This is a genomic window from Legionella fallonii LLAP-10 (assembly GCF_000953135.1).
GTDB lineage: Bacteria > Pseudomonadota > Gammaproteobacteria > Legionellales > Legionellaceae > Legionella > Legionella fallonii.
The window spans coordinates 1,817,052-1,838,757 of record NZ_LN614827.1 but is presented as its reverse complement, the minus strand read 5'-3'; the positions used below and the strand labels follow the sequence as shown (position 1 = coordinate 1,838,757).

Below are 21,706 nucleotides of genomic sequence, written 5' to 3'. Positions count from 1 at the left end.
TTAGCTTAATGGCAGTGAGGGCGAGGGGATAAGAGGTGAAATAATACTCCGATGGCCCGGAAAGTCCCCCTCGCTCGAGTTAGGAGTTTTATTTGGACATCGATAATAGGGCGAGGGGATAATAAGTGGAATAATACTCCGATGGCACGGAAAGTCCCCTCGCCCGCGCAAGGAGTTTTGTTTGGAAATCGATACTAAATCGCGGGGGAGGGTTAGGGAGAGGGTATTAGAACAATATTTCATTTCATTCTGAACCTGATACCCCAGGAGCTCTGCACCAATATAAATCAATCATATTTAAGGATGATTTTAATGAAAATTAGACTAACTATGGCCCAAGCCCTACTGCGATTTTTAGCGAATCAATACGTAGTAATGGATGGTCAAGAGCATCAATTTATCAAGGGCGTATTTGGCATTTTTGGACATGGTAATGTAACAGGTTTAGGTGAAGCCCTTGAATACGATAACTACGGGCTAACTTATTACCAAGGGCATAATGAACAAGGAATGGCTCATGCAGCTACCGCTTATGCAAAACAAAAAAACAGATTAAGCATTTTCGCGTGCACTTCTTCTATAGGTCCAGGGGCGACCAACATGATTACTGCCGCCGCGACAGCAACAACGAATCGCATTCCTCTGCTTTTGTTACCCGGAGATATATTCAGTTGTCGCCAACCCGATCCTGTTTTACAGCAGCTAGAAACACCACATGATTATACTTTATCTGTTAATGACTGTTTTAAACCTGTTTGTAAATATTGGGATAGAATTAACAGACCAGAACAGTTAATGAGTGCCTGTATGAATGCAATGAGAGTTTTAACTGATCCTGTCGAAACGGGGGCTGTAACCTTATGTTTGCCGCAAGATGTCCAATCAGAAGCTTATGACTATGAGGATTCTTTTTTTGCAAAACGCTTGTGGCATATTGATAGAGAATCCGTCAGTGAGAGAGCCATTGATGAAGCAGCAGATCTCCTTCTTAGAGCACAAAAACCCTTAATTATCGCTGGTGGAGGGATTCATTATTCATTGGCTACCGATGTTTTATCACAATTTGTTGAACAGCATAAAATTCCCGTTGCAGAAACCCAGGCTGGAAAAAGTGCTTTACCGGCAAGTCATCCTATGAATGTAGGAGGGATAGGTGTTACAGGTTCTGAAGTGGCCAACTCCTTAGCGGCCCAAGCAGATGTCATTTTAGTGATTGGCTCACGTTTACAAGATTTTACTACAGCATCCAAATGGGGATTTAAAAATGAGTCCTGTCAAATAATTCATCTTAATGTCTCGCGTTTTGATGCACTGAAAATGAATGGTTTGATGCTGAAAGGGGATGCAAAATTAGGCTTAGAGCAATTGGGGAAAAAATTAGGAAATTATTCCTCTTCTAAAACCTACGAGCAATTAATGCAGCAGTATCAGGATGAATGGAAACTAGAGTTAAAACGTCTGGGATCTGTTATGCAGCATACAGAGAAAGGCTTATCTCAAATCAAAACTCTAGGTTTGCTCAATGATTTGGTGACAGAAAATGATGTAATTATCTGTGCAGCGGGTAGTTTACCTGGTGATTTGCATCGTATTTGGCAATCTAAAAAACCAAAAGATTACCATTTAGAATATGCCTACTCTTGTATGGGATACGAAGTAGCTGCTGGACTAGGGGTCCGGTTAGCTAAAGAAAACCATTCTGGCGAAGTCTATGTTTTAGTCGGTGATGGCAGTTTTATCATGATGCACTCTGAACTACTGACGAGTATTCAAGAACATAAAAAAATAACCATTATCATTTTTAATAATCATGGCTTTCAATGCATTAGAAACTTGCAGGAAAGTAACGGAAGTCAAGGTTTTGGCAATGAATTTCGTTATCGACAAGATAAAACTAACAGACTAACTGGCGATTATTTGCCCATAGACTTTTGTAAATATGCTGAAGGATTAGGCGCTAAAACTTTCTTTGTAGATTCTTATGATCAATTAGAAGGAACATTAGAGGTTGCTAGAAATGAAAAACAATCTTCAGTCATTGTGCTACCAGTATTGCCTAAGACTATGAGTAATGGTTACCAAACTTGGTGGCGTGTGGCAGTAGCAGAGGTATCTAACTCTGAAGAGGTTAACAATGCGCATCAGGCAATGAAACATCAATTAAAACAGGTTAGAGAATATTAGATTTTATTGTATTAAGGATTTATTTATGGATATCAAATTAGGTATAGCTCCCATCAACTGGTGTAATGACGATGATCCAGAGTTAGGTAAGGATATTAGCTTTGAACAATGTATTCGTGAAATGTCTATGGTGGGGTATCTAGGTACCGAATTGGGTAATAAATACCCTCGTGATGTCTCTGTTTTAAAAAAAGCATTAAATGATAGAGGTTTGCAGTTATCAAGCGCGTGGTTTAGTACATTTTTTACTGAGGCCGATCAGTATGAAAATACATTATCGCGATTTATGGAGCATTTAAGCTTTATGCGTGCCATGGGGGCATCGTTTATTAATATTTGTGAATGCGGACATGCTATTCAAGGAACTGAATTACCTATTTTAAGTCCACATAAGCCTGAGTTTAGTGAAGAGCAATGGCAGAAGCTTATTCAGGGATTACATATTATTGGTCGCATTGCATATGATTTTAACATGCGTCTTGTTTATCATTACCATGCTGGAACAGGGGTTTTTTATGAGCATGAAATCGATTTTTTAATGGAAAATACAAGTCCTCAGTTGCTTTCTTTATTGCTTGATACAGGACATGCTGCATTTGCGGGTATTGATTCACTCGCTTTAATTAATAAATACAGTAACCGTATTTTATACGTTCACTTAAAAGATATTCGTACAGAAATTTTAGATAGAGTTGCAAAAGAGCAAATGAATTTTATGGATGCTGTGCGAGCAGGGGTATTTACAGTGCCTAGTGATGGCGCTATTGATTTTGTTTCTATCATCAACACATTGCAAAAATATCAATACTCCGGTTGGATGATAGTTGAGGCAGAACAAGATCCGGCTAAGGCCCCACCTTTGGAATATGCCAAAAAGGCTTATGAGGCATTGTCGCAGTATTTGGGAGTATAGAATATTGGGCTAGTGCATGTAGCCCAATAATTTATAATTTACTGTACCCTCTTGGTTTCCGTGGTGTTGGTAACTCAATGATATCTGAATCATCTATCAGCAACTCATGATGCTCCTCTTCATAAGACAACAAGTGATCATCTATTTGTGCTAAGATATGTGTCATTGTTGTCGGGAGCCGTATATTTAACCTCTTGATCAATTCCTCTAAAAAAGCACCATGTTCTTCTGAAAATACAGGTTGTGCAAAATCATAGATATTTTTCCAGGTGCCCTTATCTGATATTTTTTGTTTTGGCAATCGTCCGCAGGCTAGCTCATAGAGAGTAGTTGCTAAAGTTTGGCATTGGAGTAATTCCAAATGGATGTTATTGTCATTGTACACTGTAGATTGATAATAAAATTGGCTGGTGTTTGTTTTATTACTTGCAACAATTGTCTGATGAGATTGAATTAATCCCTTGATATCACTAATAATAATATCATGTTCGTTGAGTAAAATATTGCTTGGTTTCAGATCGGTATACCAAATATGTTGCTCATTAATAAGAGTAAAAAAAGTAGCTAATTTTTTTGCATAGAGCAGAAGGGTTTTATTAAATTCTTCATCTGTAATTATTTCTTTTTCCTTTTGATCTCGTAGTTGTTCAAAGAGTGTTTGTAAATTACCCTCAGGGTAAAATTCGCTGTATTCCATATAAGTTATTTCATGCCCATCATCCTCTACTTTTTCCAGAAAATAGGGGTGGGGGATTTGTGGGATCATATCACTATAAAGCTCACGAATAACTCGCGGAGACTTATTGCTTGACTCTTCATTTTTATTCATTCTCAGAAATCGAATAATGAAACATTGCTCACCACTAACTACTTTTACGATAGGATTATTGCCACTTTCCAAGGCATGTACTGTGAGTTGTTCATCTGCTTCAAGTAGTTTTTCTTCTATTAACGCTCTAAAACTGTCTTTTCCATTATATTGCTCATAAATGCTGCCTAATTTTGTCGTTGCTGATAATTCACGCACACGAATACTCAATTCAATTCTTTTTTTTACGTGATCAACATCATTCTCGATAAACCACTGTTGAACTGTTGTAGAAAGATGTTTTTCACCTTGCAGTTTTTGGCGATAAGCGATTAATTTATTGACATGCACTAAAGCCTTTTCAGGATCTAATTGATTGTATTTATTTATTTTTTCAGCGTAATAATTTATTTTGTTGATCTGATTTCGTTTAGCACTTAAAAAGCCGCCACTTGATTTCATTATTGTAAGTATCATTCCTTAATTCCTCAATAAGTCCCTTGTGATTTAAATATAGACTAAATGATCAAAATTGGCTCGTTTTGGTTGTAAATAGATTTCCAAGAAGGGCTCTATAAAAATTAGGTACTCTGTAAATTTTGTTCTAATATAGAGAGGTAAATATTTTAATAAATCGGAGAATAGGGATGTCACAAAAGGATAAGATAGTTCAATCAGCTGTAGCAGCTTTTATTGCTCTAGCTGCTTCAAACGTAGCCTTGGCTGAAATAGCTCCAGATACTGCGGCCACTGAAAAGTGTTATGGGATAGTTAAAATGGGTATGAATGATTGTGCTACAGCTACAGCTTCATGCGCCGGCTCGTCTACCAAAGACAAGCAAAAAGACGCATTTCTTATTATGCCTAAGGGATTATGTGAAAAAATTGTTGGCGGTTCTTTAGAAGCAGGAAAATAAAGCAAAAATTCACTACGTATATTGATAATAAATCATGGTTGCAGGGGCAAAATACGTAAAAACACATCGTAATTTATGATGAATGTCGTGTGTTTTGTCTTTTTTTCATAAAATAAAGGGAATGAATATGAAACGCGTTCTATCAAGTTTAGTTACCGTACTCACAGCAATTTTTTCTTTTTCTGCTGTAAGCTATGCTGCTCCAGAAACTTTTACTTTAGATAACAAACATACTTATGTTCTATGGACTATTAAACATCTAGGATTTTCTACTCAAGCGGGTAAGTGGTATGCCAGTGGTCAATTAGTACTGGATAAAGATCACCCTGATCAAAGTAAAGTAAATGCGACTATCAAAATTGCTGATATCTCTACTGGCCTACCCGATCTGGATAAACACCTAAAAGGTAAATTATTTTTTGATAGTGATAAATTCCCTAGTGCTACTTTTGTCAGTAATAAAGTAGATGTTTTAGGCAAACACTCAGCAAAAGTACAAGGCATGCTAACTGTTCATGGTGTTACTCAACCTATAACTCTTGATGTGACCTTGAATAAGGTAGGAATTAGTCCGATTACCAATAAAAATACCGTTGGTTTTTCTGCATCAACAGTGATTAAGCGCTCTGATTTTGGAATTAAAACATTGTTACCTGAATTGGGCGATGATGTAATCATTCAAATCGGTGCTGAAGCATATCAAGATAAAAAATAGGATAAAGAATGCAAATAACAAATACTACCACGCATTTTGGTTTAGTAACTATTGTGCTGCATTGGTTGATTGCTTTTCTAATTATTGGCTTATTAGCACTGGGTTTATATATGGTGAATTTGCCTATTAATTTAGAAAAATTGAAGCTTTATGGATGGCATAAAGAGTACGGCCTTTTAGTACTTTTTTTGGCGATTTTTCGGCTTACTTGGCGTTTATGCAATCAAATGCCCGAGTTAGATTTACCATGGATTGAAAAAATTGCAGCACGGAGCATGCATTGGGCCTTTTATGGGTTTATGTTTGCTATGCCAATTAGTGGGTGGTTAATTACATCAGCAGCAGGTCTTCCTGCTTCATTTTTCGGGTTATTTACTTTACCCAATTTAGTAGCTGCTAATGAACAGCATCGTGTCTTTTTTGAATGGGTTCATGAGTGGCTAGGTTATGCACTAATTGCAGCTATAGCAATGCATACTGCAGCAGCATTAAAACACCATTTCATTAATAAGGATAATATATTACGGAGAATGATATCATGGAATTAATTAGATGTTATTTCCTTTTTCTATTGATGTTTCTAGGGTGTTCGATTACGAGCGCCAATACTCTTCCTGAATGGCAAATAAATCCTGAGCAAAGCGAGCTTTCATTTACTGCAACTCAAAATGAAGCTCCTTTTACAGGAATGTTTAAAAATTTTTCTGGAGAAATTTTTGTAGATCCTGCCAATTATAAAGCAAGTTCAATTCATATTGTGGTGGATATGACATCCCTGTCTGCATCTTATGCTGATTTAGTTACTACGCTACAAACTCCTGATTGGTTTGATAGTAAAATGTTTCCTAAAGCAGAGTTTAAAGCAACTAAATTTAATAAAACAGGTGATAAAACCTATGAAGCCATTGGCTCATTGACCATAAGAGATAAAACAGTGCCAGTGACTTTAACCTTTACTGCCGAAGAATCTCCTAAAGGCCATGCACTGGTTGATGGCCATACAACGATTAAGCGTACTATGTTTGGAGTAGGGCAAGGTGATTGGGCAAGTACTAATGAAATTAAAGATGACGTTGCTGTGCATTTTAAAATAGTTGCGATACGCAAAAACTAATCTATCTTTTGCTGACGCTCTTTAAATATGGCTGTGACGTTCACAACCTTATGTCATCCGTACTCTACCATAGATATTTCTTGATTATCATCAATTTCGACGTACCGCGGCTTGCCCGCGGTATTCACAAGCAATTCTACCTGTGGTTTTTACTCTTGATTCTTTAATTGATAATTTGGCATGTTAGCAGCCAATACTCTTTGGAGCCAAGTAAATAAAATAACAAAGGAATTTCTAGATAAGTAATGAAACATTGCCAATATCCCATAAATTGATTTGTCGCATTTAAAAAATAAAATAAATCCTGCCCCTAAAAGTATATAAATAATCGAATGGATTCTACCCGTTTTTATTGGGGAACCTAAAATTTTAGGCAATGCACGAATAACGCAATAGTAATAAGTCATTTGCAAATAGACTGCTGATGTGAAAAAGGCAAAATTTAGAGGCGATAATTGAGGAAAGGGCCTGTAATGTGAAAGAAAAATCATGCTTTGATCTAGTGTGATATACTTCGGGGCTAGTGCAAAAAATAAGCTAAGGCAAATACGTCAATAGGATTTACTCAAAAAATAATCTAGTTCTTTTTTCCTGCATTTTTCAGGGTAAGAAATCACCAAGGAGTTAGGTTATGGAGGAATACTAGGCAAACCAGCAATAGAAACGGATTTAAAATTAAGCTTATACAAAATAAAAATACGAGTAAGGCTAAAAATTAAATTAACGCTCCAATACAGTATACTTAAGAATATTAAAATTAATGTAAAGACTTCAATGAGGTACAGTTGGGAATCGGAGTAATTAAATTAATTGATTTAGAAATAGTCAAAATAAATAATAAAATCATAACGGTAGCAAATAAATTCGCCGGTATTTTTTTACTGGATTTTTACGAATATATCTGAACTCACAAACTATGTGTGGCAATCCAAAGAAACTAATAGAGAATAAATAGGAGGTCAGTGGGAAAATGGATGCTGTAACCATCAGAACAGTAATGGCTCTCTTGCTCACTATTTCTTTGGAGTTATTAGCCTATTGTTTTTTTATCAAAAGAAAAATACCTAAAAAAGAACGTTGGGTTTGGGTTGTATTTATTATAGGATTAAATTTATTTACTAATCCAATGGCTCACTTTTTTTATTATTTTTTATCCTCATATATCCTTTCTGGTTTTAGTTGGATTATTACCGAGTTTTTAGTGCTATTAATTGAAGCCTTGTTGATTCATCTTGTAATGAGAGTGACCATAAAGAACTCTATAATTTATTCGTTAATTTTAAATGGTACATCTATTGTGTTAGGAGAGTATGTATGGTGGGGTGTATATTTATTGTATTAAGTCTATTAAGTATCTTTTATTCATTGAGCAGTTACGCTGATCTGATCGTTGACCCCTGGAGTTCCCCTGGCTCTAGCAGTTTTCTAAGTGGGCCTGCCATTGTATTAGGGATTGTTATTATCGCTGGTATAATTATTCTATTATTAATTACCTATTACATGCGTAGAAAGTAGCTGTTTATCAGGGTATACAGCCTCCTGGCAAATAAATAGGAAATAATTATAGATGAGATATTTTACAAAGATTAATATTTTAAGGCAATTTAGTACTTGCAAAATGTCCACAAAATGAGCATAATGTACTTCAAAGAGCTATACTTTTCAAAGTATGGGAGTATAACATGCCAGCAAACGATAAATCAGAAACCCCTACATCTCAGTTATTTACTGAGACCCGTCTCTATTTACTTGAAGTATTAAAAAAACAACTTGATGAGCTATTGGCAGAGAAACTAAATTCGCAAAAAACTGGCGTACCCTTTGTTGATTTTCAAAATGATCCTCCCCAAGTCGGCGCAATTAAAAAAGTAATAAACGGTATCTATTATATTGAAGAGGCTTTGAAAAACTGGGAAAATCTAGGCGCTACTAATTTTGCGTATACAGGACCTAAAGCACTCTACCAAGTTTATAAAGCCCTATCCTTGTTTGATGATGCAAACCCTAATGTAAGAGAAGTTGTAATCCAAAATTATCATATCATTCAACCCTTGTATTCTATGGCCTATGATGAAATAAAAAAATCAGGGTGGATGGATAAATTTATTGAAATGGATAATACGGAGAAAGTCTCCGATGTTGTAGGAAAGGGCATTTCTTTACTCGGTTCAGATCTAAACAAATGGAATAATACCAATCCGCTTATTTCAACTTTTGATAAAATATCACAATTAATGCACGGCATGGCAACAGTTCAGGATAAGGCCACGACGGAACAAGATAAAACAAAACAAATGGAGTTAATTCGCTCATTATTAGATGATTTGGATAATAATGCATTTATTAATCAGTTATCAATTGCCGATTTTGAAGATGCTAAGGCTGTCAAGGATTTATTGAATTGGTTTAAAAATATTCAAGAAGATGGTTTTGATTTTACTAAAAAGTCTATTGAACAATATATTTCTTGGACTAATACCTATTTACCTAAATTAGTAGTATTGGCCGATCAATTAGAGCGACAAAATTATTTAAAACCTGGTTTATTGTCTAAAGATCTTTGTTCTAATGCCAATAGTTTGATGAAAGAAATGAATCAATTGCTTGATTCTGATAGTACTTATCAAATTACGCAGCGAAACGCTACAACGGATTCTTTGCTGCCCCTTAGAATGCAACAAATTGATGCCGCTCAGACAAAAAGTGTGAAAGTAATTATGGCTGCTGAGCAGCAGAAAATGGCTGTGGCCCATTTCTTTAAAATCATGCGTGCTTATCAAGGAAAATCATTTTCTGAAATTCTTGAGTCTGATCGGGTATTGTTAAGACAAGTTTATCCTAAAGTACAAATGATAATCGCTAATGCGGATTTGAGTCTTGAAAATGCATTTACTGAAGTTTTAAATACCAAGGGTCCAGAAACTCCAAATGAAAAGAGAGGATGGTGGGCGGCTGCGACCGGTTATGCGGCTAATTTTGCAAGTTATTATGGACTCATTGTCGCCAATTATGGTGTAAGCAGGTTATTAGCAGTGGAGAAAGTTGCTGATAACACTATTGCCTCTCAGATTAATTCTGAAAAATTCAAAATAATGATTGCAGAGAAATCTCGGGAAAAAATTCAATTAGCTCAAGAGACGGTTGTTTCTGAGGAACAAACTGCTAAAGAAAAACGACCTTCACTAGAGGCGCGCGTTGTAACACGGATTAATGAAATAACTCAAGGTTTAGCAGGACAAGTTCCAGAGAGAGAAATTATTCCCGATAAATTTACTCCTGTGCAAGCCGTTGATTTAACTAATTTGCGAGGAACTCTTACTTATATTCAAAGTCTGAAACTATCAACCAAAGTTCGTGAATCAAGAGAAGCTTTAGCTATATTAGTGACGCGTCATATAACTAAGGAAGAAAGTGGTTCTGTAAGTACACTCCAAGTTGTTATTAATAAAAGCTCTGAAGTCCATGGACAAATAAAAAAAGTTGAAGATGATTTAAAACAGTTAGAATGGTGGTTAGAGTATTTCGAGAATAGCAATTTTTGGTGGGGGCTAACGACTAATGTATATACTTACACCCAGTTAGGTTCGGCCGCTAGCGATTTAAAACAAAGCATAATGGCGCTTACTCCGGATGCACAAAAGATATTGGCACCTGTTTTGCAACAAATTACCGCTTTAAGTTCTGGTTTATCAAATAAAGATCAAACACCGCTTGATGTATCAGCTCTTGAGCGCTTAAAAGATGAAGTGATAGTTTTACCCAAGGAAAGTGCAAAAAAACAACAAGTTCAACAAAGCGCTAGTGTAGTAGAAGGGGCGAAAATAGGGGAAGTAGCAGAAACCCGTAAGACAACACCTGTAACAAGTCCGCTAATTCAAGAAAGTCAGCCCAAGTCTCCTCCAATAGATTATATTAAGAAAATTTCTGAGGCTAGAGAGGTATTATTAGCGAAATATAAATCAACTTTATCTGAACCTTTATCTCTCAGTTTACTGGAGAAACAAGAAAAAGGTGTCCCCTTTATTAATATAGATAATGATGCACCTCAGATTGCTGCAATAAAAAAAGTAATAAATAGCATGTATTATGCTGAGGCGGCAATAAAAATATGGCAACAGATTGATACAAGTACTACCTTTGGTAAAGCTGCTGCGGCCCATCAAGGTGTTGCTGCGTTATCACAACTTTACAAATCGATGCAATTGTTTACTGAGGTAACTCCCGAAGTACAAAATTTGATTCGTGAGAATTATGATTTAATTAAACCAGTAATAGACAGTGCGGAGACTATAATTGGTGATGGGCAATGGGCTGGCCAATTTAAAGGCATGGAATGGACTAAAACGATAGGGAGTGTTATTGGCCAAGTAGTGGCCTCAGTACAATCTTCTCCTGATGACAGAACGCAAACTGCTTCGTTAGTTAGTTTATTATCAGAATTACCTACTGTAATGAACAATATGGCTAATTTAGCGGGAGCTGATGCAGAGGTATCTGCAAGCAGCTTAAGAATCAGCCAAGAAAGAATAGATGCCATTAGTAATGTATTGGAGCTGCTTTTTGAAGAAAATAGCTCTTTATGGAACATATTCAAAGGTCCGCAAGCAATTCTAGGTCTTATAGAATTAAATAAAAAGTTTCAAAGTGAAGCTACGAATTTGCAAGAGGCAACTATAATAGCTTATCAACAATGGATTAAAGATCGTTATCCAGACTTGTTGGTCATGCTAGATGAAATAGAGACACGTTATTATCTGAAAGCTGGTACTTTATCTGGTCCTATAATTCTTGAAGTAGATAAGCTCAATGATAAATTAAATGAGACTATTGAATCCAAACCACCTACAAGTAAATTGGAACTAATTGCTCTTTCTTCTGATTTAGCTTCTATTAGGAAAATGAATCTTGATATCAAAAAGATAGATCATTGGAATGAGTCTTTTCAATATGAAAATCAAGAGACATCGGCACGAGAGTTTTTTGCAACACTACGAAAGTATGAAGATAAATTATTTTCAGACATTACTCTTGAAGATATAGTTATATTGCGGCAAAATTTCGCTCGCATTCAATTGGCAATGGCTAATAATAATTTAGATATAGCGAATGAATGTGTTACCTGGCTGGAGCAATTTGCAACGAGACCTCCTAAACAGCAAGCGGGAGTAAAGGTATCCATTGCACAAATATTAAAACAAGAGAGTACTGTACAGAGTTACATAGCTCAGAGATACAAAGCAGCAATGTTAAAAATTCAGGTGATTGATCATGCGGTGAATCACATAGAGTTCGCTGCAGGAGAATCGTTTAAATTTTCGTCAGAAGAGCCAGACGTTGATGCATTACGCCAAAATTATTTATTGGCTCAAGCAAATAAGCCTCAGATCAATCCTGGGGAGTTAGAGCGGATTACCCCGTCTTCTCTATATAACGTTAGGGGAAATTTAGCGTTTCTTCAAGAGTTAAAAATGTCCTCTACTGTGGCAGAGGTACGGGAAAAATTTAGTCAAACAACAAAAGATAAGTTTTCTAGATTGATTCAAGATTATTTGAAAAAAACAGAAGGACAAAAAGAACATATTATTCGAGAGGATGAGCCTACTGTTGTTCGTCAGATAAAGAGGGTAGAAAATGGATTGTATCATCTAGAAGAGGCACTCAAGCATTTCGAAAGCATCAATAAAAGCAACAGGCTTGTAGTGCAAGCAAGGGCTTTAGTTGAAATCCAACATCAAGCAGCCCAACTCAAGGACGTACTTGAAAAATTGACCCCGGAATTAAAAGAGCATTACGGTCCAATTGCAGTAAAAATGCTGGAATTTAGTAAAAAAGTTAGAAGCATTGATTACAATAAAAAAGATTTAGAAGATTTGGGTGTAGTTCTTCAAAGTACTAAGCAAGAACTATTAAAAAGAAAAACGCCTAGAAAAGTTGAAGCTGAACGTGTGTTTTTTGACTCTACCCCCCCTCAAGATGACCTTGCTAATCCTAATGAATCAGCAGCTGCAAAAGCGAGAAGACTTGGTGTTAAATATTTGCACTTAGCTTCACCAACACTAGAAGACTCAAGGAAATATCTGCGTGCTCGTTATCCTGGTGAGTTTGGAACACAGCCTGCCATTATTCGTAACTATACAAGAAGACAATTGAGTGATGAACAATTAATGAGTGAGGAAATCAATAAATTAACCGATGCCTTACGAGATCATTATGGTTTCAATTTAACAACTATTGGCGTTATTGTAGATGTCATTAATCAAATACAACGTGTGGGCTCTCAAACGTCAGAAGTAGTAGGGATGGTCAACCAATTAGTTACCAATGATTATGTCAAAATAAAAGAAAATGCCTATAAAGATATAATTACTAAATTATCACAGGAAGAAGATTATTTATGTTTAAAACCAGGAACATTAATTAATCCTGTAATGGGTGTAGTTAACCAACTATTCTTATCTGCTGCATTGGAATTAGATATGTCTTTTGATAAAAAACTATCTGTTCTAGACGAGAAAACATTTCTAAACATAGTCATTGCTGAAACAGAAAGAGAAATAAATGCCTTAAAAACGGAACAAGATCGAGAACCTGATAACAAGGAACGAGCATTTAAAATAAAAGTAAAAGAAGACAAGTTAGAATTTTTGGTAGGACAATTGGGATTATTTGCAGATAAAGATATTGATGCGACTAAAAGTGCTTTATTAGATATTCAGTTTGACGTCTATCTACGTGACCAGCTTAAAGCAACATCAATTAAAAAGCCCATACTTGATGAATATGAAAAAATTGTTAGAGAACATTACCGTGTTAATAAAAACAATTTCCTTGCCGTTAGTGAGTGCGCGAATGCTTTATATGATTCGATGCAGAATTTTGAAAAAGAATGTATCAGTGATTATTTAATTGTTTATGAAGCTTATCGTATGCTGCAAAAATTTGGTAATAAACTCCCTGCTCGGAATCAGGATTTAAAGGATTATATTACTGTAGTTAATAAAGAGCTTACCGATCATAGCCTGTCCATTGGTGAACGTGTATCTAAGGTACAATCATTGCCTAATGATAAAGAGTTTCTTGATAAATTAAGTGCAGCTGATGATGGAACTCGCTTCTATATATCGTTCATACAATTCTTAGTCAGGATTGCTTCAAGCATTATTGATAGTATCGTAACTGGAAAGAATATTGTTTATGTCTACAACCAAAAGAAAATCGAAGATTTAATGCAAAATATAGAAGATACTCTAAAGTCGCAAGAGGTAGTGACTGTAGAAAATAATGTTGCTGAGGTGATTGTGACTGATAAGGATGAGCGAGTTTCAGAGACCCTTGTTGCTAAAAAGCAAATTGATTCCAATGAAATAGATGTAGAACTTGATGATGAGAAGGAACCGCGTTCATTAGGGTTAAATAATTAATATCTTATTATCATAAAGAACCTACCCTCAATGAGAGTAGAAAGTATTGATACTGATTCCGTGCTCGTAGTTTAGTCTTTTCTTAATACTGCATTGTTATAATGTAGTTATATGGCGCTCGAAGAGACGCTTTTGCTATGCCTAAAGTCAAAAAAGTTATCGGTAATTATGTTGATGTGGTGGATGCCTAGGGGCATTCAAAATGCTTATTATGCACCGCAAACACTTCTAGCCTACAATGAGCAGATTGAAAAAGATCTTCCTCGAACGTCGTATGTCAGTTGTTTCTCAAATGAAAGATCATTATAGGGACACCTTTCATCTTACATAGGGTGGACTTTCATTATCATAAAAATTATTGTTTATCCTGGATATAGGTCGGCTAACCAGAATACAGTATTACATTGTCATTTAGACTCAGTTTCATTATTAATAGATAACTGATATGGTAGTTTGAAACAGAGAGGTATATTTATTGATTTTATAACTGAACAGAGGATTATAATGAAACTTACAAAGGGTGCATTGGCGTTCTTTCTATTTCTTAATTACCTAAGTCCTGCATCTGCTGAAACACAATATGAATTAAATAAAGCCGCTTGTGATCAGTTACAAAAGTCTGATAATTCATTGAATAAGGTGTATCAGCAAGTTATTGCTCGTTATAAAGATGATCAAACATTTATCAGTCAATTTACTACGGCACAAAAAAAATGGATTGCATTTCGTGATGCCTATGTGGCTTCAATGTATATTCCACAATATAAGGAATCCTATGGTTCTGTCTTGCCTATGTGTCAGTGTTATATGCTTGAACATATTACCCTTGATCGTATCAAGCAATTACAGGTATGGTTAGATGGAGTAGCTGAAGGCGATGTATGTGTTGGGAGTGTTAAGAGTTAAACCTTTTGCGTGATAGATTCTTTCTCATATCATCATAAAATAAGATTTATGATACATGAACACTCATTAAGACTTTATAGGAAATATAACATATAATTCATAACTATTAAGTCACAATTTTTAACAGTTTGTATTCTTGGTCTTTACTATGAGCCAGTTATTGGATTTATCACTAATTAAAAAAAATCGCGATTTTAGGCTTCTTTTTTTAGGGCAGTTCGTCTCTTTTATTGGCACTATGATAACTAGTGTTGCGCTTCCTTATCAAATATACCACTTAACTCAATCCACCTTAATGGTTGGTCTGCTAAGTCTTTTTCAGCTATTACCCTTGTTGATTACAGCACTCGTCGGAGGAGTATTTGCTGATCGCTATAATAAGCGTGCTTTATTAGTTATTAGCGAATTATTACTTGCTTTAAGTTGTTGTTTTTTAGTATTAAACTCATATTATCCTCATCCTAGTATACCGATTATTTTTATTGTTGCTGCTTTAATGTCAGCTATCACAGGTCTCCACAGACCTGCTTTTGACAGTGTTATTCAACAGATTGTCCAGCCTCAAGATTATAAAAGTGTTGGAGCATTAGCTAGTTTCAAATTTAGTTTTTGTATGATTATTGCCCCTGCAATAGCAGGAATTATCATTGCTCAATATGGAATCGTTATTACTTATCTTATTGATTTATTCACATTTCTTATTTCTTTGATTAATTTAATTTTGATGCATAGTATTCCTAAACCGGAGGTAAAAGAACACCCTTCTATTTTATCATCATTGAAACAAGGAGTTATGTTTGCTTTTAGTCGCCAGGAGTTAATCGGTAGTTATGTTGTAGACTTTACCGCTATGGTTTTTTCTATGCCTAATGCTCTGCTTCCCGCGATAGCTCAACATTTCGGTGGAGTGAAAACTCTGGGCTTACTCTATTCCGCACCAGCAGTGGGTATTCTTTGTATTTCATTAGTGAGTGGTTGGACTGCTAAAGTAAGTCATGATGGTAAAGCAATTGCTATTTCAGCCGGGTTATGGGGGGGCTCCATTATTGGATTTGGTTTATCTCACTCTCTTTGGATGGCACTATTTTTTCTCGCATTGTCAGGAGCCTTTGACGGCATTAGCGGTATTTTCCGCAGTACCTTATGGAACAACACGATACCTACCGATTATCGTGGCCGTTTAGCGGGCATAGAAATGATCAGCTATTTAAGTGGACCCAAATTGGGTGACACTAGGGCAGGGCTTATTGCGACAAGTTTTGGTCTTACTACTGCTCTGGTATCAGGAGGCGTTTTATGTATTATTGGCGTCACTCTTTCCTGTCTTATGCTCCCTAAATTTTGGCGTTATCAATCTAAACATTAGTAAACACTACAGTGGTTTAATGGTCGGGCAGCCAATTGCTCGACAAAACACTCTCTCTAAAAATTACCGAAATACGCTCCATCGAATGACACGTTATGCAAAGAATGTTTTACGAGTACTTGAAAAATGGCCATTTATCGTCCCATGATTTGTTTACTGTCCATCAATGATTAAGCACCTATTTTATTTATTGATTTTAAAAGGTTGAATTTGCTCTTCTTGTTTTTGAATTTGTTCTTCCTTTTTAGGGTCCTTCATTTTTTTTAATTCAGTTTTAACCTCATCTATATAGTTCTTCTTATTAAAAATATCTCTTTTATTTAAAGTAGGTTTTAGAGTCTCGCGTGATTGAGAATCAAATTCTGGATAATAGATATGTCTAAAAAAGGTTCTTGCAGTGGCTAATTTGTTTTTATCCTGAGCATAAGTATTATTAATAAAATTTTGGGATGTAGCACCAATAGATCTTAATTGAATATTTAGCATTTTATCCTGAAAATTATAAAAAGATTTTAAATTATGATAGTTATCTTTCTTAAGTTCGACGCGTAATAAATTCATCGTCTTCGTTATTTCTGGATCAAAAAAACCAGGTTTAGTCTCATGCTGGCATGCTCTATCGCACAATTCAGGGAAGTTTTTTGCCGACGCAATAAGAGTACACTCCTCTTTATTTATTTTATTAGCCGTCATGGCTTGTAACAGGGCTCTCCTTAATGCAAAAAAATCAGCCTCTTCACCGTTATAATGAGGTTGCTTAGGTTCATCAAATATACGCACTCCGCCAGAAATAGCTTTCAGTTTTTGATATTCTTCTGTATCTAAATCCTGGCGCGCCTCTTCAAGTATTGTTGGAGTCACTTCTAAACTATTCTTCCGACCTAATAAATCGACATCACGGATAAGAAAATAACTTTTTGCAGTTTTTGAATCGGTTACTCGAACGATATTTCCATCCATACGATAATCAGTAATAAACAAGCCATGAGCGTCAAAAAATTTATATAAATCTTGTTGTTCATTCTTTTGCGTGATATCAAATCCTTCATCAATCTTTACATCGTCACCATTAATAAAGGGCATATCTATTATATTTGAAGCCTCATAAAATTGTTCTGCTGTAGCCAGTGTCGAAAATTCTCCTTCATATATAGATTGATACATTTCATTAAATGTTTTTATTTTACGTGCAGCACCACCATATAAGTCTTTATTTTTTTCGGCTAATACTTTAAGAACGCGATATTCCCCATTTTCTCGTTGATAAAGATAGATTCCAGTGTTAAATCCACCGCCTTGCTTTTTATCTTGGTGATCTGTAATGGAGATTGCTTTAATTGAGTGTCCTGCAATATCTAAGGAGTCTGCTTTATTTAGCTTTTCTATTAATTTGGGGCTTGGGGTGCCAATGGCATGGAGTAACTCTGGGTTCATTTTCGTCCTTGGTTAATAAATATCCATTAGAGTAAGTATAGAACAGGGTGGGTGTATATCAATTTCGGTGACAGTTAATTTGAAGCCATTAGAATTTTAGCACTTTAATAAAAACATAATTATCATCTGCTATAATTTTAGTCAAATAAATAAGCTAATTGAGCTTAAAAATGAAACTAAGTGAATTAAATGAACTCTATATAACAGAAAAATATTTGTTTAAACAATCGAAAGATTATGTATTTGGAGGAAACAAAGACATTGAACTCCCTGAGGATATCACTGATTTTATAAGAAAGCTTAATAATAATGAGATAATTAGAAAAGAAGAGTTTCAGAGTTTCTCAGAAAGCTTATTACAACTTAATAAAGATGTCCAAGACTGTATCATTTTTCTACTTTATTACATGACCGACCCAGTGTTTGATATTCATTATAAAGATGACATTACAGAGGCAGTAAATAGTATTGAAAGTAGTCTGAATGCCAGACGTGAAATACCCCAAAGCTCGGGTGATGATGCTGAAAAATATATTAGATTAGTAAATTACTACTATCTCTTTTCTCATTATCGACCGAAAAGTAACGACTATTATGGTTATGCCTATCCAGGAACTAATTCTTGGGACACTAATGTACGGTACAATCTCCCTTTTGCTATTAATGCACTCCGATTAGTAGGAAAATTGCCTACAACTCCTGATTTCAATGGTATCGACTTAAGCAAACCTTATTTTCCTTTACACCTGCAAGTAGTAAAAAAGGAGAAAGTAACTATAAGAAAGGGCATTCCAGACAGCGAGAAATTTTATCCATACAAAATGGTAGCTAAACTCTTCAAAGGAAATACAGGAGATAATACTTTTTTGGCAACTAATGGTAAAAAGAAGATATTTATTCGTGGTGTCGAGGATTATGCCCCACATGCTGTTTTAGCTTCGAAAATTGCAAGCATCATTAGCCCAACCCATTTTTCTATAGAAAGGTTATTGAACAATCGCCTGGTAGGAGCAAGAGGGATTCCAGGTTACGCCCGCTCTGCAGCCGATGATGAAACTAGAGATGCTAGAAAGAAATACATAGATAAAAATAAACGAATATTTCCTGGAACAGGGATTATAGATGAAGTGACTAATTTTGTTGGTGAAAGCGATCCCAATATTGAAAACTATGGGTTCTCTTCTGAAGATATAGATAATAGTCATTTGTCCAAAATTGATTTTGATAGATGTGATGTTGATTCAGAAATCCCCAAAGAACTATATGAACGAAATATTTTAACTAAACCACGAAGAGGACTTTATCATGGGGCCACTCATGTACAAACTAATCCTGAATATATCAAGGAAAAATTATATGCTCGATTAAAGCTATCTATGCTCACCGAGCCTCTATTCAGTAAACTGGCTAATAAAGCCTTTGCCGCTGAAGATCATGAGCTCCAAAAGAAAGCCATCAAAGAACTCACCAATAGAAGTAATATTGCCTTGGAACTATTTTTTGAACATCCAGATGTAAAATCTTTTCTTACTCAAAATCCCTCAACTCTTAGCCAATGTTACAGTGAAATAACAAACTATATATCAACCCATTTTGTGGAACAGGATCGAGAGTTAATACAACACTCATTAGCTAAGCGTGTAGGTAATATTCACGAAGAAATAAAGAAAACGTTAGATATTAACTTACCTCTATCAATGGACAAAAAGAATAGCTTTGCTGAGCTTAATCCAAAAGATAAGGCAAGTGAGGAGCCACACCAAGAAGAAGCGCATAAAGAACAACAGCGTCTGCAAGAACAACAAGAAAAACAACGCCAAGAAGAAGCACGTAAAGAACAACAGCGTCTGCAAGAACAACAAGAAAAACAACGCCAAGAAGAGGCGCGTAAAGAACAACAGCGTCTGCAAGAACAACAAGAAAAACAACGCCAAGAAGAAGCACGTAAAGAACAACAGCGTCTGCAAGAACAACAAGAAAAGCAACGCCAAGAAGAGGCGCGTAAAGAACAACAGCGTCTGCAAGAACAACAAGAAAAACAACGCCAAGAAGAAGCGCGTAAAGAACAACAGCGTCTGCAAGAACAACAAGAAAAACAACGCCAAGAAGAAGCACGTAAAGAACAACAGCGTCTGCAAGAACAACAAGAAAAACAACGCCAAGAAGAAGCGCGTAAAGAACAACAGCGTCTGCAAGAACAACAAGAAAAACAACGCCAAGAAGAAGCACGTAAAGAACAACAGCGTCTGCAAGAACAACAAGAAAAACAACGCCAAGAAGAAGCACGTAAAGAACAACAGCGTCTGCAAGAACAACAAGAAAAACAACGCCAAGAAGAAGCGCGTAAAGAACAACAGCGTCTGCAAGAACAACAAGAAAAACAACGCCAAGAAGAAGCACGTAAAGAACAACAGCGTCTGCAAGAACAACAAGAAAAACAACGCCAAGAAGAAGCGCGTAAAGAACAACAGAGTCTGCAAGAACAACAAGAAAAACAACGCCAAGAAGAAGCACGTAAAGAACAACAGCGTCTGCAAGAACAACAAGAAAAACAACGCCAAGAAGAAGCACGTAAAGAACAACAGCGTCTGCAAGAACAACAAGAAAAACAACGCCAAGAAGAAGCACGTAAAGAACAACAGCGTCTGCAAGAACAACAAGAAAAGCAACGCCAAGAAGAGGCGCGTAAAGAACAACAGCGTCTGCAAGAACAACAAGAAAAACAACGCCAAGAAGAGGCGCGTAAAGAACAACAGCGTCTGCAAGAACAACAAGAAAAGCAACGCCAAGAAGAGGCGCGTAAAGAACAACAGCGTCTGCAAGAACAACAAGAAAAACAACGCCAAGAAGAAGCGCGTAAAGAACAACAGCGTCTGCAAGAACAACAAGAAAAACAACGCCAAGAAGAAGCACGTAAAGAACAACAGCGTCTGCAAGAACAACAAGAAAAACAACGCCAAGAAGAAGCACGTAAAGAACAACAGCGTCTGCAAGAACAACAAGAAAAGCAACGCCAAGAAGAGGCGCGTAAAGAACAACAGCGTCTGCAAGAACAACAAGAAAAGCAACGCCAAGAAGAGGCGCGTAAAGAACAACAGCGTCTGCAAGAACAACAAGAAAAACAACGCCAAGAAGAGGCGCGTAAAGAACAACAGCGTCTGCAAGAACAACAAGAAAAACAACGCCAAGAAGAAGCACGTAAAGAACAACAGCGTCTGCAAGAACAACAAGAAAAACAACGCCAAGAAGAGGCGCGTAAAGAACAACAGCGTCTGCAAGAACAACAAGAAAAGCAACGCCAAGAAGAAGCACGTAAAGAACAACAGCGTCTGCAAGAACAACAAGAAAAACAACGCCAAGAAGAAGCACGTATAGAGCAACGAAGCATGAAAGATCAGCTAAAAAAACAACGCCAAGTAGAAGCGTGCAAAGAACAACCTGATCCTGAGCAAACTATCTGTAATGAATATCATCGAGACTTTAATAAAGCAATTGACGTTCTAAAACAAAAAATGGAGGAGTTCAAAAGAGATCCTGATTTCGAAAAAAATCCGAAATTACAAGAAGCACACAAAGCCGCAAATAAACTTTATAATAAGCTTGAGCGAACAGGAAATAGCTATTTTACGAAAGAGCCAAGCCAAGAAGAATACGATAATTTCAAGCTATGCTGTAAAACTCACATAGATGAAGCCAGAAGTGTGCTGAATGAACATCGGGGTTGGAAAAAAATACTTATAAATGTCGTTGCTATAATAGTGACAGCCGGAATAGGATATGCCATTGCTGCTGGCATTAACATAGCTATGAATAAGGGGAAATTTACCTTTTTCGCAACCGATAGTTCTGAAAAACTTGATGTAATAGAGGAACATATAAAAAATAAAGTCGGAAAATAATCCCCGGCTCTACCCCAATTAAGGGGGCA

13 protein-coding genes are annotated in these 21,706 nt (G+C 36.1%); 11 read left to right on the top strand and 2 right to left on the bottom strand.

From position 1 onward, the window contains the following. Positions 1-312: 312 nt before the first annotated feature. Positions 313-2,184 carry a 3D-(3,5/4)-trihydroxycyclohexane-1,2-dione acylhydrolase (decyclizing) gene (iolD, locus tag LFA_RS07500; RefSeq protein ID WP_045095640.1) on the top strand — a complete coding sequence of 624 codons (1,872 nt, stop codon included), beginning with the start codon at positions 313-315 and terminating at the stop codon, positions 2,182-2,184. Positions 2,185-2,209: 25 nt separating this feature from the next. Beyond that, complete coding sequence (iolE, locus tag LFA_RS07495; RefSeq protein WP_045095639.1) at positions 2,210-3,097, top strand: myo-inosose-2 dehydratase; 888 nt, start codon at positions 2,210-2,212, stop codon at positions 3,095-3,097. Positions 3,098-3,128: 31 nt separating this feature from the next. Here iolE and LFA_RS07490 read toward each other — a convergent pair whose 3' ends face one another. After that, positions 3,129-4,382, bottom strand: a complete 1,254-nt coding sequence (locus tag LFA_RS07490; protein WP_084602135.1) for a protein kinase family protein — start codon at positions 4,380-4,382, stop codon at positions 3,129-3,131. A gap of 170 nt (positions 4,383-4,552) precedes the next feature. Here LFA_RS07490 and LFA_RS07485 point away from each other — a divergent pair, with 170 nt between their 5' ends. From LFA_RS07485 to LFA_RS07440, 8 genes are all read left to right on the top strand, one after another. Beyond that, entirely contained in the window at positions 4,553-4,822 is a 270-nt protein-coding gene (locus LFA_RS07485) for a BufA1 family periplasmic bufferin-type metallophore (protein WP_045095637.1), read from the top strand. A gap of 127 nt (positions 4,823-4,949) precedes the next feature. Beyond that, the gene (locus LFA_RS07480; RefSeq protein WP_045095636.1) at positions 4,950-5,537 is read left to right on the top strand and encodes a YceI family protein; all 588 of its coding nucleotides are present in this window, start codon (positions 4,950-4,952) and stop codon (positions 5,535-5,537) included. Between the two features lie 8 nt (positions 5,538-5,545). Next, positions 5,546-6,085, top strand: coding sequence for a cytochrome b (locus LFA_RS07475; RefSeq protein WP_045095635.1), 540 nt, complete (start codon positions 5,546-5,548; stop codon positions 6,083-6,085). Beyond that, complete coding sequence (locus LFA_RS07470) at positions 6,076-6,651, top strand: YceI family protein (protein WP_045095634.1); 576 nt, start codon at positions 6,076-6,078, stop codon at positions 6,649-6,651. Before LFA_RS07475 ends, LFA_RS07470 begins: the two co-directional genes overlap by 10 nt. Before the next feature lie 970 nt (positions 6,652-7,621). Further along, positions 7,622-7,993 (top strand): hypothetical protein, encoded by a 372-nt coding sequence (locus tag LFA_RS07460; RefSeq protein ID WP_045095632.1) that lies wholly within the window; start codon positions 7,622-7,624, stop codon positions 7,991-7,993. A 340-nt stretch (positions 7,994-8,333) separates the two neighbouring features. After that, entirely contained in the window at positions 8,334-14,072 is a 5,739-nt protein-coding gene (locus LFA_RS07450; protein WP_052673890.1) for a hypothetical protein, read from the top strand. A 504-nt stretch (positions 14,073-14,576) separates the two neighbouring features. Next, positions 14,577-14,978 (top strand): lysozyme inhibitor LprI family protein, encoded by a 402-nt coding sequence (locus tag LFA_RS07445; RefSeq protein WP_045095630.1) that lies wholly within the window; start codon positions 14,577-14,579, stop codon positions 14,976-14,978. Positions 14,979-15,126: 148 nt separating this feature from the next. Continuing rightward, complete coding sequence (locus LFA_RS07440) at positions 15,127-16,344, top strand: MFS transporter (protein ID WP_045095629.1); 1,218 nt, start codon at positions 15,127-15,129, stop codon at positions 16,342-16,344. Between the two features lie 183 nt (positions 16,345-16,527). On the opposite strand, the gene LFA_RS07435 is transcribed toward LFA_RS07440, so the two are convergent. Next, positions 16,528-17,778, bottom strand: coding sequence for a hypothetical protein (locus LFA_RS07435; protein ID WP_045095628.1), 1,251 nt, complete (start codon positions 17,776-17,778; stop codon positions 16,528-16,530). Positions 17,779-17,948: 170 nt separating this feature from the next. On the opposite strand from LFA_RS07435, the gene LFA_RS18825 reads away from it, so the two are divergent. Then, a complete protein-coding gene (locus LFA_RS18825) occupies positions 17,949-21,677 on the top strand; it encodes a hypothetical protein (protein WP_052673889.1) in 3,729 nt (1,242 codons plus the stop codon). Positions 21,678-21,706 lie beyond the last annotated feature (29 nt).

Excerpts from the sequence above, each read along its gene's own strand:
- LFA_RS07440 (WP_045095629.1), top strand. The coding sequence starts at position 15,127 with ATGAGCCAGTTATTGGATTTATCACTAATTAAAAAAAATCGCGATTTT.
- LFA_RS07460 (WP_045095632.1), top strand. The coding sequence starts at position 7,622 with ATGGATGCTGTAACCATCAGAACAGTAATGGCTCTCTTGCTCACTATT.
- LFA_RS07490 (WP_084602135.1), bottom strand. The coding sequence starts at position 4,382 with ATGATACTTACAATAATGAAATCAAGTGGCGGCTTTTTAAGTGCTAAA.
- LFA_RS18825 (WP_052673889.1), top strand. The coding sequence starts at position 17,949 with ATGAAACTAAGTGAATTAAATGAACTCTATATAACAGAAAAATATTTG.
- LFA_RS07480 (WP_045095636.1), top strand. The coding sequence starts at position 4,950 with ATGAAACGCGTTCTATCAAGTTTAGTTACCGTACTCACAGCAATTTTT.
- LFA_RS07445 (WP_045095630.1), top strand. The coding sequence starts at position 14,577 with ATGAAACTTACAAAGGGTGCATTGGCGTTCTTTCTATTTCTTAATTAC.
- iolD (WP_045095640.1), top strand. The coding sequence starts at position 313 with ATGAAAATTAGACTAACTATGGCCCAAGCCCTACTGCGATTTTTAGCG.
- LFA_RS07485 (WP_045095637.1), top strand. The coding sequence starts at position 4,553 with ATGTCACAAAAGGATAAGATAGTTCAATCAGCTGTAGCAGCTTTTATT.
- LFA_RS07450 (WP_052673890.1), top strand. The coding sequence starts at position 8,334 with ATGCCAGCAAACGATAAATCAGAAACCCCTACATCTCAGTTATTTACT.
- iolE (WP_045095639.1), top strand. The coding sequence starts at position 2,210 with ATGGATATCAAATTAGGTATAGCTCCCATCAACTGGTGTAATGACGAT.
- LFA_RS07435 (WP_045095628.1), bottom strand. The coding sequence starts at position 17,778 with ATGAACCCAGAGTTACTCCATGCCATTGGCACCCCAAGCCCCAAATTA.
- LFA_RS07475 (WP_045095635.1), top strand. The coding sequence starts at position 5,546 with ATGCAAATAACAAATACTACCACGCATTTTGGTTTAGTAACTATTGTG.
- LFA_RS07470 (WP_045095634.1), top strand. The coding sequence starts at position 6,076 with ATGGAATTAATTAGATGTTATTTCCTTTTTCTATTGATGTTTCTAGGG.